The following is a 14,970-nucleotide window of genomic DNA, read 5'->3' as shown; positions in this document are numbered from 1 at the left end:
CACTTGGTGTAACAAGATCAGAAATCATTATTATTCTTTCATTATAACCTAATGGTAATTTTATTGACCTACAGGAATAGATATTGTCTTATCGTAGGTTTTAATATAGTCAAATCCGTCCAGTAGCAAGCGTTCCGGTTTCTCCGTTATGTTAAAAGAATACGTCTGCTCCCACAGGATGTTACCGTTCTTCAGATCCCACGGGCGTGATGAGGAAATTGATGATACGGGAACTACGATATCACCAGCTTGAACGGATAAATTATCCGTTTCCAAGAATGTGAATTGTTTTCTGGCGATAACGATATCATAGCCTGCATCGGTTTTTGTTACGCTCCGAATCCATACCTTTTCATCGCCAATTTTGATGGATTGATCTGATGGTGAGGCTAGGGAGATGGGTTCTTCTACTTTCTGATATCCGGGAAAATCTTCGAGTACAAGTTCAATGGTCTTTATCTTGTCTGTCGGAAGCACATCAAATTCAAGTTCAAATCCCAAGATATCCTTTTTAGAATCATCCGATGACTGCATTCTCCTTGGTTTCATTTCTGTTCCATTCACATAAAGTTTCGTATTACCCATAAATCTTGGATATCCCTTTTCATCCATGTCATAATGCCCCTTAACGATGGTTGAAGTTGGCGAAGCAGTAATGGAGTCATAATGGACAGTCCCCTCATCTACAGGAACGGATTTTGAAATATCCTCTTTAATCATACTTTTCATCGCTTTATTCGCTTCAAAATCGAAAGAGATAGGATATGATGCCCGCTCCCCATTATCCAGCCACTCATAAAATGTAACGGTTAACGTTCTTGCGAATGGACTAACGGGCTCAAATTTATATACTCCCTCGAACTGGGTCTCATCTTCGCTAGGGTTGCCACCTCCTTCTTTCCAATCTGAATTCGTCATGAAGCCATGCAAACCATCCACACCATAACGATATGAACCATGGTCATTATATACGGAGCCTGCATGTCGACCAACGGTGTAATACATGAGCAATGCATTTTCATCCGCTATAACACCATCAATGGTTATGACCGTACCATCATCAAGTGTTTTGCTCTTGTTTACCGTTTGACCGTATCCTTGATCTGCCACTTCAGAAAAACTGAGAGAATACAAATCGGTTGTATTAAGCAACTTACTTCCATAATAAGCAAAGGCTGGATATTGATACGTTCCGATAATTAGAAGGAGTGCTGCAGCTGATGATGCAATCCACGTCATAGGTCTGCTCATATTCTTCTTCTTAGCGGGGACATGTTCAAGTGCATTGCGAAGTCTGCTCTCAAGTTCTGCCGGAGCCTGTACCACATTCAAGCTTTGTTTGTGTTCGAGTAATTTCTCCTCGATCGTTTGCATAACCATCACCTCCGATTAAGAATTTCAGTTTTTGTAATCCTTGTGAGATTCTAGATTTGATTGTGCCAAGCGGTGTACCGGTCATGTCCGCAATCGTCTGGTACGGAAGATCATGAACATAACGAAGTTCGATCGCTTCCCTTTGCTGTGCATTCAGATGAGATAGCAACATATCCATATTCATCTCAGACTCTGAGTGGCGATAGGGATTATCGTCAGTTAATGCAGCAAGTGGGGATTCTCGCTCGTTCTCCAATGGAAGAAATCGATCCTTTTTGCGGAGTAATGTTTTGCACCGATTGACGAGAATGGTTTTGCTCCAGCTGTAGAATGCTTCGCCTTTATGCAACTGATCAATCTTTTCATAAAGTGTAACAATCATGTCTTCCATTGCATCCATCGCGTCATGCTCATTTCCCATGTATGTATGGGCAAGACGATAATAAGCGTCCTGATCAGCTATGATTAGCTGTAATAAAGCTTCCTTGTTGCCTTTTTGGGCTTGTTTGACAAGACGGCTTACTTTCAAGTTCTCACCCCTTTTCATAGATAAGAGATCGCAGCGATTAAAAAAGTTCATTTCATACAAAAAAACTCAAAATTCCTTGAGGTGTCATGAAGAAGGAGAACCAATGCCCCTCCCAAAAGAGTGCGAAGTTTCCTTTGAGAATACTCCGATGGAGCCACCTAATCGAACGATTATTTCCTATGCTCCTTGCCGATAATAAGGCTGTGATATGTATCTTAACTCTTAAACTTACAGCTAGATAGTGAGGGCAGTGAAATGAGCACAACTACGCGAAAGAAAAGAAGTTGGAGTTTTAGGATTTTGATAGGAATGATCGCAGTGCTTGGATTGATATTATTTCTACACCGCTGGACCCTTGCCGCAGAGCCGTTCGCTCATTGGACGCCAGATTACTCTATGGTCGATTTATCTACAATTCTAACGAAGGATGTACTGAACGAGCATGATTATGAGATTCTACTCAAGCAATCAGGACTTGGTCGTCCGGTTGTAGACAAGCTTCTAGCTACAGGAAAGGAGAATATGATTTATCAGATTCAAAATCAATTCTTCTCAACTCCTCTACTAGTTCGCGAAAAAAATAGCCCCATTTCAAACGAAGAATTCGTTGTAGACAAAAAGGGTAACTATACGGCGGGATCTGAGATGATTGCACTTGAAGATGGCGATATCCTAATCACTCAAAACTCACTCACCTTTGGCTGGAGAAATGGCCATGCGGCGATCGTGGTGGATGCGAACGAAGGACTGACATTGGAGTCAGCCGTCCTGGGGGAGAATTCCGGGTTCCAGACGATTGGAAAATGGGAGAAATATCCGAGCTTTCTTGTCTTCCGCTTAAAAAACACATCTGCTGAAGAGAGACATACAATTGCACAGGAAGCAGTCAACCGACTGAATGGCGTACCCTATGGTTTTGGAGTAGGTATATGGTCTGCCAAGCACCCTGAAAATAAGCTAAAGGAAACACATTGTGCTCACCTGGTATGGGAAGCCTACCGCCAATTTGGTTACGATCTGGATAGTAATGGCGGCAGGATTATCACACCAAAAAGTATTGCGAACAGCCCACTCTTGGAGCTCATACAGGTCTACGGCATGAACCCGAAGGAGCTATATTAACGGTAGTAAATAGTACTAGCTCTTCCGCATCTTTTTTCTCACAAATAGAAGAATTAATAACACTGGTAACGCTATGGAAATACTTTTAGCTGCGATAAAGGATTGACTTGCCTCGTTCAATGGGCTTCTTAGCTTGTCTAAGATGTATTTATTTTTAATTAACGGGATTAATTGTTTAGAATAAACCTGATTATCGTTCGAGTCAACAACAACGAGCTGACCATTACTTTCATTAAATTCAACATGGAATGATTCGGATTTCTTACTTGTAAAGACTAATTGATTGGGAATCTGAAAACGATCTTGGTATTTTAAAATCACTAAAGGATCTACTGTATATAGATTGGTTTGATAATTGTTAAAACCGTAATCAAAGAGATTTTCCATATCGCTATAGGCTAACTCTGCTGAGCTCGCATTTAAGGTAACCGCGATCCACTCTGAGCCCTCACGCTTGGCTGAAGCAACCAAAGTATACCCGGACTGAGTAACATAACCATTCTTCACACCCGTCGTGCCTTCATACCGCCACAAAAGTCGATTGTGATTATAGATTGTCGTCTCCCAGCCCTCTCCAATCCATTCCATACTTTTGGTACTTACTATGGATCGAAACACTGGATTTTTCATCGCGTACTGTGTAATGAGCGCCATATCGTAAGCTGTTGTTACATGGTTCTCATCGAACAACCCGTGTGGATTTTGAAACGTAGTATTTCGGGTACCAACCTTTTCCCTAACAAATTGATTCATTCGTTCTGCAAACTGAGCTTCACTTCCATCGAAATGCTCTGCAATAGCGGTTGCTGCATCGTTGCCTGAGTTAATTAGCATTCCTTGTATAAGCTTTAATAATGAAACTTGTTCACCTTCAACTAAGTAAACTCTTGTACCATCGATATTCCTCGCATTCTTGCTAACGGTTACAAGATCATTTATATTTCCTTCTTCAAGCGCGATGATCCCTGTAACAATTTTGGTGATACTTGCGGGATACATCAACTTTTCGCTATCTTTTTCATATAAAATAGTGCCTGTGGTTCCATCGATCAAAATGACAGCTTCACTATTAAGTGGCTGGATTCCCTTGCTTTCCATAGCATAGGACTGATCTTGAAAACTAAACATGATGATCAACATTATGAATAATGCAAAGAATCTTTTCATTTAGCAAATCCTTTTCCAGTTATAGAGTTCAGTTCTAAGTAGTATTTTAAATAAAAGTTCAGAACATTAATCGATTATCGAAAAGTTTATCATACTCATTACGGTGAATTAACTCAAGTAAAATAATCACGGATACAAAATGTAATCACTTCTATTAATTATGAAGTAAAAAAGATGAACCTATACAATGAGCTGGTAAAAGGGCAGCGCCAACAAGGGATTACTTTGCTGGTACTACCCCAAATCAGATTTTTTGAAATTCACAAGTTGATAAACAATCCATGTCAAGGATACAACAAGCATCATATCAACGCAGACGTTAAACAGGAATAGATGCTTTCCTATGTCTGCCTGGCCATCGCCTATGATTGGAGTCAAAAAGCCCATAAACCCCAATAATCCAATCAGCATCATCAATTCTATCCGAATCCGGATGGTTCGATCACGGTGGCGAATGTACTCGAACATAGCGATAGCATAATAAATGAGATAGAACAAGGTTATGAACAACAATGATCTAGGTACATACGAATTTTTGAACTCACTCCAGCAACTGTAGCTAATAGTTAATGCGCCAGAAGGTTTATGTTCCTGCTTCAAATAATTGCCTAGATAGTATGGCCGAATGCTCATGCTGTTGTTCGCTGCATATTTCATTTTCTCGATAAGCCGATTCGGATGCTTCATATAAAATAGCACGACATCCATGTGAGATACACGGTCATAAAAATCCTGCTTCATGGAGGGTGCATCCTGTATGATCACCGTATCACTCTGGAAGTAATTCGTACCAGCAAGCGATAGCAGATGCTCAGGCAATCCAAGCTCCTGTAGATCCTGTTCTATATTGGGAGAATCTTTCAATATCCCAAAGAAAACAGTCTGATACAAATTGATGTCCTTCAGTTCCTTTGGAGCTACAATGTAATTTCCAACCGAAAGCACAATCATGGAGACCGACAGCCAGACTGTTAGCCGCCGCCAGGTCTTGTCTTGACGGAGCATGGTGAAACGGAAACCTAATAGGGCAAACATAATGCCTACCGGGGCATTTTGGATTTTAGAGAATGTCAGGAAGAAGACCCCAATAAAGTATAGCCAGAACATTTTTTGTGACGGTTCCTTCTGATGTAACAAACATAGCCCAAAACCAACTGACAACAATAAAAACACGAGCGAAACGGGTTCGCCAAACAGCGAATTGAAATAGGCAATATATCCGATGTCATAGAATACGAACAGCAAGCAAAGAGCAAGCACGATGCCTACGATCGTCGATTTGTATTGATTATAACGAACAATGATATAAGTTGCCGATAGCAGAAGTACAGCATATAAAGCCCCAAGCACACGAATATCAAAGGAAGACGGATGAATAACATATCCTATCTTGCGTGCCACTATAACTAATATCATTTGTGTAGACGTATAAAAGCCCCGGAAGAACTGATCATAAGCGAAATACTGGTGGGCATATCCGAAAAAACGATCCTCATAAGACTCTCCGGGTACTCCATAATTCAGTCCACTGGTTCCCATAACCCGCAGAAAATCCCCGTTGTCAGCAACACCGATAAATGGATGAGTGAATAATAGAATGGTGACAAGACATATACCTGCTAATACAGCAAACCATTCGACGGTTAGAAATCTTCTCATTCTTTCTTAGACACTTCCTTTATTATGACGCAACAATCCTTAGACTTTTTTGCTTAAGTTATGCAACGCAACTACATTGCACTTTAATGCGTCAATATAGCCTTAGCGAAATCTACAAGTTGCTCTTTCGTTGCTGCAGGTCCAAAAAGGCGATAGTTCATGAATCCTCCCTCGCTCTTCACCACCCAGTTCAAGGTGCGGTCATAATAATAAGTTTCTATGCCCGCTACTTTAATAATGGAATCCTTAGATGGTTCCATATCAAAGAACTTCGACTTTTCATCACCAGCTACAAAATGAACTTGGTAGTCAACTTCCTGTCTGTCCTTCCTGTATTTCCACGCAATCGACTGGATTACATTGCCTGGCAGTCTTACGCCGTAAGCATATTCCTTACCATCTGATGATTTAGCAAAAGTGAGTTGGTCATCCTCCTGACTTGTCGGTAGATAGTTCATGAGCAAATAACCGGCTTCAAATTCATATCCTTCAGGCACCTGATCTACTCGTTGTATTGTAGTTAACGGCCCTCTGACTTCTCTTGTAATTGTACTATTAAATTCGTCCTGATCACGATATTCTCTAGGAGAAGACGTCCATAGAATCTGGTCCGTTGACTGTGTAACAATCTCTTCTTTGCTTCCGAAATAGACAACCGCTGACTCGCCTGGTGCTATGGTCTGCTGAACTTCTTCCAGAATCCTAGTCTGCCAATCTGGAATCTTCGTATTGGTCTTTCTGACCTCCAGGACAATGTTACCTGCATTATCATGTAAATTAAACCACGCTGTAGCCGCATAGGAAAATCCACTCAACAGACAGATCACACCTACGGCGATCATGAATCTTTTCATCGTAATAACTGGAGCTTTGCGAGAAATTGCTGGCACATTTTCCATGTTCACAATCTTATTCATAACCCGATCAGTGAAATCTTGCTCAGGTAGATTTGTCATCTCCATGACAACTTTGATTTTATGAATCATACCTTTTTCCTGAGAAAGGTCTTTAAGCCTCATTTGTTGTTCCCTCCTATCGTTGAGACCAGAGGGGTCTCAATCTCAGTCGTTTTTTTAACCGTTCATATTTTTTGCGTACAGTGGCTGGTTTGCACCCCAAGATTTGCCCAATCTCTTCAAAGGTACGTTCATCTAGTACCCTCATTAAAATCAGATTTCTCTCTTCAGACGAGAGTCCGCTAAGTAAATCTCCTACGAGATCGTCGTAGTCATTTTTATCAGACACGATGATTTGTTGTTCCATTCGGTACAAACTGAACACCCTATGCCTTGCTTTTCGCTTTTTCAGTAAATTCATACAGTGATTATAGGATATTCTGTATAACCAAGCCGTAAAAGAAATGTTCTCTGTATAACTGGCTAAATGCTGATAACACTTTACAAAAATATCTTGAACCGCATCCTCGGCTTCCTGTCGATTGCCCATCATATGATAGCAATAAACGTGGATCCGACGTTGATATTGTTTAACCAGGAATCGAAACGGTTCCTTGTGACCTTCTTTGATCTGCTGAATGATCAATTCAATTTGCGCATCGGATAACAGTATGTCTTCAAGATCTGGTTTCATATGTACTCCTTTCGTGTTAGTTTCCCATTTATACACGTTATAACAATACAAACAGCTGTTTTGTGACAAGGCTATTATAATTTTTTTGTAAAATGCAAAAAGCACCCACAGCTCATTATAATCTGGTTGGGGTGCTTACATAATTTATTGGTTTATTAACTGATAGTCACATTTTTACTTACCAAGCGAGTTCCTCTGCAATCTAGGTATCAAAGCATAGGCAAATGTGATTAGCGGGCTTAACCACAAGAAGGTTGCATAAGGTGCATATTCGATCACCGGAACACCAAGTGTAGCTGCGAAGAAGGCACCGCTGACGCCCCATGGAATCAATGGGTTAACGAGTGTACCGCAATCCTCCAGGGTACGGGACAATGTCTTTGCTGGAATATCTCTGCGAGTATACTCATCCTTGAACATTTGGCCGGGCAATAGGATGGATAGATATTGCTCTCCTGTCATGCCGTTAACCGCAATCGATGAAGCACCTGTCATGAGTACAATACTACTTTTACGTTTCAATGGTTGAACGACTTTATGGAAGAAGGATTCAATGACTCCGCAATGCTGTAACAATCCTCCTAATGATAAAGCGATTAAGATCAAAGATACGGACCACATCATAGATTGCAAGCCGCCGCGATTTACGATGGAAGCGACCGTTTCATTGGTGATAGAGCTCTCGTAGCCGCTCTGCATCACGCTGAACCAGACATCAACTGCCGTTTGTTGCTGAATGAAGGCGGTCACTAGAAGTCCAGTGACAATACCAACGATTAGCGTTGGGATAATCGGGACCCTCTTGATGGAGCAGACGATAACAGCAAGCGGTGAAATCAACGTGAACCAGTGAATATGGAAACCGCTTTGCAATGCAAGCTTGATATCTTGTATCGATGACAAATCGATAGTACTAGGCTTTGGCGCGAGCAGAAAAAAGACAGTAGTCACGACAAGCGCCGGAAGCGTTGTGTGCTTCATGTTGCGAATATGTGTGAATATGGATATACCAGCCACCGCAGGAGCAAAATTCGTCGTATCGGATAATGGCGACATCTTATCACCAAAACAAGCTCCACAGATAACCGCTCCTGCAGCTAAAGTCGGAGAGACACCCGTCGTTACAGCAATTCCCATGAAGGCGACACCGATCGTACTGACTGTAGTGAACGAGCTTCCGGTGAACATAGAGACGACGATGGTGACATATAATGCACTCACGGCAAAATAATGCGGGTTAATATAATCCATACCATAGTATAAAAGCGTCGGCACCGTACCACTCATCATCCACACGGCGATCAGTATGCCGATGAGCGATAGAATGAGAATTGGCATTATGGCCGTTTGAATACCTTGAATGATGGCAGATTCGAGCTTCTTCCAAGTAAAGCCGAATAATCGTAATAATGTGGCTGTACCCACGGTTGTTGCGAGAAGCGGGAGATGCGGTTCCGCTTTTAAGAGAAAGATAGATACAAATAGAAATGCTAGAATAAAGATAATAAGAATAACACTTTTTGAGAAACTAAGCTGTCGGTTCATGTTGATGAGGCTCCTTATACATTGTTGTAGCTTTTGAAGATTCAAATCCTTCTATCACTTCGATAATATCTTTTTGGATTGGACAATCAACTTTTTCGCTTTTATGCTTTTTTGCTTTTGCGCATTGAAGTATAAACGATTAATAGGAATAAAGTCAATGTTACGTACATCCAAAGCAGGATGATTCAGCCAAATTGATCAAACCATAGATCCCCTTTCCCCCCCTCTTCTTAGACTGTTCAATTTTATCCGTTGTTAAATTATACCTTTAATAGTACCCTTAAATAAGTTTGTTCAGATGCCATAATCAAATAACAGAAGGAGTACGTCTCTATGAGTCTCATGGTTCGTGAAAGTACTTTTTATAAAAATTTCTTCCGGTTAACCTTATTAATCGGTCTTCAAAATGTTATTACGATTGGAGTCAATCTTTCAGATAACTTAATACTTGGAGGATATAGTGAATCCGCTCTCTCGGGTGCTGCGCTTGCCAATCAAATTCAATTTTTTGTATCTATGCTTGTGATGGGCGTGTCTGAAGCTGTTGTGATTCTGGGATCTCGCTTTTGGGGGGCTAATCAACTTCATTCCATTAAGAAGATTAGTAGCGTTGGTATGGCGTTAGCGCTCGCCCTGAGTTTTAGCATATGGATTGTTGTATATTTTTTCCCTACTAACTGTTTATCGTTATTAACCAATGAACAGAGTATTATTGTAGAAGGCGCGCGTTATTTAAAAATCATTTCATTTTCATATGTCTTTTTTGCCATCACCAATATTTTATTAGCTTCACTACGCAGTATGGAAATCGTAAAGATCGGCTTTATTGTCTCCCTCTCCACTCTAGTAATTAATATTTGTTTGAATTATTTACTTGTTTATGGCCATTTTGGATTTTCAAGCATGGGGATTAGAGGTTCAGCTATTGGTACATTAATAGCACGAATTATCGAAACAATGATCGTTATTCTCTATATAAAGAAAGCTAAGCTAAGATTACGTATTAAGTTTAGTGATTATTTACAGCTAGATATGACGATGTTGAAGCAATATATAAAAATCGGCTCGCCCATACTATTGGCCAATTTTATCTGGGCAGCGGCTATGGCTGTGCAAACGGCCATTCTTGGCCATATGGGAGAAGCCTCTATCGCTGCGAATAGCGTTGCCACAACTATTTTTCAATTGGTAACGGTAGTGATTTACGCTTCTGCAAGCGCAACTACAGTGCTAATTGGTAAGGCAGTCGGTGAGGGAGTTCTGGACAGAGTTAAAGCTTATAGTAAAACATTACAAATTTTATATGTACTCATCGGGATTGTGACAGGCCTCATTTTGTTCATTACAAAAGATCATGTTCTTTCCTTCTATGCCATTTCTGCTGAATCTAAAACCCTTGCCCTGCAGTTTATGACCATACTCTCAATTACGGTTTGTGGTACGGCTTATCAAATGCCGGCACTGACTGGAATTGTACGCAGTGGCGGAGATACGAAATTTGTCATGTATAATGATTTCATATTTATGTTTTTCTTAGTCTTACCTCTATCCTATATGTCTGCTTTTGTCTTTAATTTTTCGCCAATCATCACGTTTATATTTCTCAAATCCGATCAAATTCTTAAATGCATCGTTGCTGTTTTTAAAGTCAATCGATATAAGTGGATACGCGTATTTGACCATCAAGCCTAGAGAAATTTTATGTTATAATGTGTTAGCAGATGTAACTAATCATATTACAGGTCATGTTTTTTGGAGGTACTTATGAAAGTGAAATTAATTACAACCATGTTATTAACCCTCTCGTTTCTTACCATTACTGGCTGCAACAACAGTTTGGAAGCGGATCCTCCTATAACGGAGTCCAAAGGTTCTCGCGATTTGAATCTATTTGTAGCAACAGACCTTCATTATTTGAGTCCTGATTTGCACGATAATGGTCAAGCTTTTCAGGAATATATCAAGAATGGCGATTCGAAATTACTAAATTACTCTGATCCATTGGCTGATTCATTTGTAAATGATGTAATCCATGAGAAACCAGATGTTGTGATCCTCAGTGGTGATTTGACAAATAACGGTGAAAAGAAAAGTCATTCTGAATTAGCCAACAAGCTGAAGCAAATTGAACAATCAGGAACAAGCGTATATGTCATTCCTGGTAATCATGATATTTTGAATCCATGGGCACGGAGTTTCAAAACGGATGGTCAATACGTTACAGATTATATAACTCCTAAGGAATTCACAACCATTTACAACAACTTTGGGTATGACGAGGCTTTATCCAGGGATACGGATTCCCTTAGTTATGTAGCTGAAATATCAGATGATTTATGGCTGTTAATGCTAGATACTAGTAAGTATGACAACAACGTGATCTTGAAAATCCCCCAAACAGACGGCGAGGTTTCAAAGGAAACTTTGGATTGGATTCAAGAAAACACACGGCTAGCAGAGGAAAAAAGAGTCAATATAATTACAGTCATGCATCATAACTTGATTGATCACAGTGATGTTTCAAGTAACGGGTTCACTTTAAATAATCACGAAGAGGTCTTAAATGTTCTGAAGAAGTCAAACATATCTCTCGTGTTATCTGGCCATATTCACATCCAGGATATTCAGTCTGAGAAGAATGTCTATGATATCGCTACAAGTGCATTTGGGGTTTATCCGCATCAATACGGTACTCTTCACTATTCTCCTAATCCATCTTCAATAGAGTACCGGACACAAATGGTCGATGTTGAAAAATGGAGTGAGCAAGAGGGAATTAAGAATGAGGATTTACTTCACTTTAGCTCTTACGCCAGGGATTTCTTTTATGAGGATTCCTATAGAAAAGCATATCAGTCTCTAGATGGTCAAGGTTACACTGAAGAAGAACGTACAGAAATGGCTACGTCCATGGCGAAGTTGAATCTATTATATTTCTCAGGTAACTCCAAGGAAATTGGGCCGACAATCACAAACTCTAAAGGAATAGAATTATGGAACAAAGCGAAAGACCAGTTTCTTAAAAGTTATGTAGAAAGCATGCTTAATAGTAGCAAAGAGAACAATCACTTAACGTTATCCCTTAACCCAACTGAATAAGTAGGCCGATAGAGTTTAAATATTTATGAATCAATAATCTGATATAAAAAAAGGGTGTTCATCATAATTATTTCAATCATTGTACTGTTACTGATTATCGTTGGGTCCGCCAGCTTTTATTTCTATAATGTAGCGATTGCTCGTTCGGATAAGGACTTCCTAAATGGCAATCCAGATCTAGAAGCTGACACGAATGTGGAGCAACCTCTTGAAGACACTAGCGCTTGGTGGTCTGAACAAGCTTTTGAAGATTGGAGTATAACTTCGGATGATGGGCTTCAACTTCATGCCTACTATTTAGATGCCAAGCAGCCAACAAATCGGACCGTTATTCTCGCACACGGATACTCTGGACTTCCAGAAAATATGAGTGGATATACTAAAATGTACAGAGAAGTATTGGGTTATAATGTTCTTCTTCCAGACGCTCGCGGACATGGGAAAAGCGAAGGAGATTACATCGGATTCGGTTGGCCGGAACGTAAGGATTACCTCAAGTGGATCGATAAAGTCATCGAACATACAGGGAAGCAGTCACAAATCGTACTTCATGGCGTCTCCATGGGAGGTGCGACGGTCATGATGACTAGTGGTGAGAATCTACCTTCCAACGTTAAAGCGATTATCGAGGATTGCGGTTATACTACTGTTGCTGATGAACTCCGCTACCAAATGAAACGAATGTATCATTTGCCCTCTTTCCCTCTTGTTCAATCAACCAGTTTATTGACCAAGATTCGGGCAGGTTACGGTTTTAATGAAGCATCTGCCTTGACGCAAATCAAAAAATCTACAACACCCATCCTATTCATACACGGCGCCGCCGATCTGTTCGTCCCCTACGAAATGGTTAATACATTGTATGAGAACGGTCCAAAGGACAAACAACTGTTTGTTGTGCCTGGAGCAGGCCATGGTGCAGCTAGACGTGTTGATCCAGTGGGCTATGATCGTGTAGTAACACAATTTATAGGGAATTACGTGAAATAGATGATGGCTTCTTAATTCACTCACAATCAAGAAGCTACCTAACGAAAACAGCGCATACAACTATTTCGTATGCGCTGTTTTTTTCATAAACTGCATTCTTATCCATTCCGGTACCCTCTCCCAAAATAATGTTCCTTGTTTGCGCATTATTCAATAACAGTTCATTGTTAACAGGATTTTTTTGATTAAGACAAAAACGACCCACAAACGCTTTAGTTAACATAATTATTTTTATGTTAACTAAAGAAATGGTTTATCCATATAATTTTATAATTATATACAAAAAGGGAATGGAGCACACTATTGTCTCCATTCCCTTATCTTGTTTTTTTGTTTTATTTAACAGGCTCCCATTTACAACGAATTGGAGAAGTAATCGCTTCATCCTTCTTCAGTTCTTTGAATGCTTTGTCAATCTCCTTGCGATCTAATCCAGACAGTTGTTCAACCTCTCCTGCACTAACCGGTTTTCCTGCGGCTTTCATCGTCTCCAGAACTTGTTCTTTCACGCTCATCACTGACACCTCCATCCCACGATTTTACAAATAGGATAACAAACATTCGTTCCCCTGCCTAGCCTGTTCGAAAAATGTTCATGTTTATCGTTAAATGGCTCCAAAATTATCTTTGACATCATTTTTGGGTTTTTATGGGTCTGAAATGCCCCATTTCCTCCGCTTTTTTTATATTTTTACATCTGATATAATTGCATTAAATACATATTTAATGCAATTTCACTTCAAATCGATTGAATAGGCGGGATTCGATGATAGACCCAGCAACTTTAGAGCAATATGAACGCGAAATTCACCTATTTTTGATCTATATGAAAGATCGTGAATATTCGAAGGACACCCAAAATGCATATATGCATGATTTGAAACATTTTCTAAATAGTTTGCAAGGCAAAGCAATTTCCGAGGTTTCGGACATTAATATTATGGAACATCTCTCCAATGTGAGAGAAACGGGTGCTGGTGCCAGATATAGAAATAGATGTCAATCAGCGATTCGCCTCTTCTTCAAGGTGATGATTAAATTTAATGTGACCGATCATAACCCTACCATTGATATTGAAAAAGCAAAGGTTGAGAAAAAACGTAAACCAACATTTCTAGAGAAACAATATTTAGATGCTTCTATGCAGCTAGTGAAAGGAAAATATTTGATTCGCGATGTTTCCATCATCGCCTTAATGTCATATGCAGGACTTCGTGTTAGTGAGATCGTCCGTTTAAACACAATTGACTTTAATTTTGAAGGATCCGAGATTAGTGTGTTGGGGAAAGGCGAAAAATGGCGTTATATCCCCCTCCCACCCGAGTTGAACCAATTGCTTCAACAATGTCTTGCAGTGCGAATAATTCCTAAGGGGAAAAAGGATGAGATGGCTTTCTTCATTTCGCAGTTTGGTCGGAGAATTAGCAAACGTATGGTACAAACCATTTCGGAGAAAACATTCACATCATTAATTGAAGAATACCCCCAATTACGGGGGATGCGACTGTCCGCTCATAAATTAAGACACTCTTTCGCCACGGATCTCTTAAGAAACGGTGCAGATCTACGTGCAGTGCAAGAACTCCTTGGACATGAGGATATTTCTACTACTCAGATCTACACTCACGTTATGGATGAAGCTAAACGAAAAGCTATGGGGAATGTTCGTCCAGCACTTCCCCTTTTCTCGGAAATCGGAAAAAAATAACAATACATACCACATAAAATTATTATTCCTCACTTAAGTTAACATAATATTATTTATGTTAACTAAGATGTATTCTATTATCCATTTTATGCTTTAGTTTCTGGATTGTGCCGAGTAATGGCAAAGACTGTACCTATCGTTAATATCTGCTACTATTAAATTAACACCTGACGGAATTATGAATTTC

The 14,970-nt window shown here is 39.9% G+C and carries 13 protein-coding genes; 5 read left to right on the top strand and 8 right to left on the bottom strand.

The annotated features are described in order from the left end of the window. Positions 1-60: 60 nt before the first annotated feature. Complete coding sequence (locus tag IEW05_RS08435; RefSeq protein WP_188537664.1) at positions 61-1,374, bottom strand: DUF4179 domain-containing protein; 1,314 nt, start codon at positions 1,372-1,374, stop codon at positions 61-63. After that, positions 1,301-1,903: an RNA polymerase sigma factor gene (locus IEW05_RS08430; protein WP_188537662.1), complete on the bottom strand. Its 603-nt coding sequence runs from the start codon at positions 1,901-1,903 to the stop codon at positions 1,301-1,303. The genes IEW05_RS08435 and IEW05_RS08430 overlap by 74 nt, the downstream gene beginning before the upstream one ends. 300 nt (positions 1,904-2,203) lie before the next feature. Between IEW05_RS08430 and IEW05_RS08425 the strand changes: the two genes are divergently transcribed. Then, entirely contained in the window at positions 2,204-3,025 is an 822-nt protein-coding gene (locus IEW05_RS08425) for a YiiX/YebB-like N1pC/P60 family cysteine hydrolase (RefSeq protein ID WP_188537660.1), read from the top strand. A 15-nt stretch (positions 3,026-3,040) separates the two neighbouring features. Here the strand turns inward: IEW05_RS08425 and IEW05_RS08420 are convergent, their stop codons facing one another. The 5 genes from IEW05_RS08420 to nhaC all read right to left on the bottom strand — a co-directional run bounded on the left by IEW05_RS08420 (position 3,041) and on the right by nhaC (position 8,986). Then, positions 3,041-4,153 carry a D-alanyl-D-alanine carboxypeptidase family protein gene (locus tag IEW05_RS08420; protein ID WP_229753302.1) on the bottom strand — a complete coding sequence of 371 codons (1,113 nt, stop codon included), beginning with the start codon at positions 4,151-4,153 and terminating at the stop codon, positions 3,041-3,043. A 273-nt stretch (positions 4,154-4,426) separates the two neighbouring features. Next, the gene (gene wsfD / locus IEW05_RS08415) at positions 4,427-5,851 is read right to left on the bottom strand and encodes a glycan biosynthesis hexose transferase WsfD (protein WP_188537656.1); all 1,425 of its coding nucleotides are present in this window, start codon (positions 5,849-5,851) and stop codon (positions 4,427-4,429) included. 83 nt (positions 5,852-5,934) lie between these two features. Next, positions 5,935-6,870 (bottom strand): hypothetical protein, encoded by a 936-nt coding sequence (locus IEW05_RS08410; protein WP_188537654.1) that lies wholly within the window; start codon positions 6,868-6,870, stop codon positions 5,935-5,937. Positions 6,871-6,883: 13 nt separating this feature from the next. Next, the gene (locus IEW05_RS08405; protein WP_188537652.1) at positions 6,884-7,441 is read right to left on the bottom strand and encodes an RNA polymerase sigma factor; all 558 of its coding nucleotides are present in this window, start codon (positions 7,439-7,441) and stop codon (positions 6,884-6,886) included. Positions 7,442-7,615: 174 nt separating this feature from the next. Next, complete coding sequence (gene nhaC, locus IEW05_RS08400; protein ID WP_188537650.1) at positions 7,616-8,986, bottom strand: Na+/H+ antiporter NhaC; 1,371 nt, start codon at positions 8,984-8,986, stop codon at positions 7,616-7,618. 333 nt (positions 8,987-9,319) lie between these two features. Here nhaC and IEW05_RS08395 point away from each other — a divergent pair, with 333 nt between their 5' ends. The 3 genes from IEW05_RS08395 (at position 9,320) to IEW05_RS08385 (ending at position 13,075) form a co-directional block, all read left to right on the top strand. Further along, on the top strand, positions 9,320-10,678 hold the full coding sequence (locus tag IEW05_RS08395; protein WP_188537648.1) for an MATE family efflux transporter: 1,359 nt from the start codon (positions 9,320-9,322) through the stop codon (positions 10,676-10,678). A gap of 72 nt (positions 10,679-10,750) precedes the next feature. Continuing rightward, entirely contained in the window at positions 10,751-12,085 is a 1,335-nt protein-coding gene (locus IEW05_RS08390; protein WP_188537646.1) for a metallophosphoesterase, read from the top strand. A gap of 54 nt (positions 12,086-12,139) precedes the next feature. Beyond that, entirely contained in the window at positions 12,140-13,075 is a 936-nt protein-coding gene (locus IEW05_RS08385; RefSeq protein ID WP_188537644.1) for an alpha/beta hydrolase, read from the top strand. Between the two features lie 335 nt (positions 13,076-13,410). Here IEW05_RS08385 and IEW05_RS08380 read toward each other — a convergent pair whose 3' ends face one another. Then, complete coding sequence (locus tag IEW05_RS08380; protein WP_188537642.1) at positions 13,411-13,590, bottom strand: transcriptional regulator; 180 nt, start codon at positions 13,588-13,590, stop codon at positions 13,411-13,413. Between the two features lie 251 nt (positions 13,591-13,841). Here IEW05_RS08380 and IEW05_RS08375 point away from each other — a divergent pair, with 251 nt between their 5' ends. Further along, a complete protein-coding gene (locus IEW05_RS08375) occupies positions 13,842-14,783 on the top strand; it encodes a tyrosine-type recombinase/integrase (RefSeq protein ID WP_188537640.1) in 942 nt (313 codons plus the stop codon). Positions 14,784-14,970: the final 187 nt, after the last annotated feature.

It is taken from the genome of Paenibacillus segetis (assembly GCF_014639155.1).
GTDB lineage: Bacteria > Bacillota > Bacilli > Paenibacillales > Paenibacillaceae > Fontibacillus > Fontibacillus segetis.
Note: the sequence above shows the minus strand (reverse complement) of the source record. Positions and strands in the feature narration are given on the sequence as shown.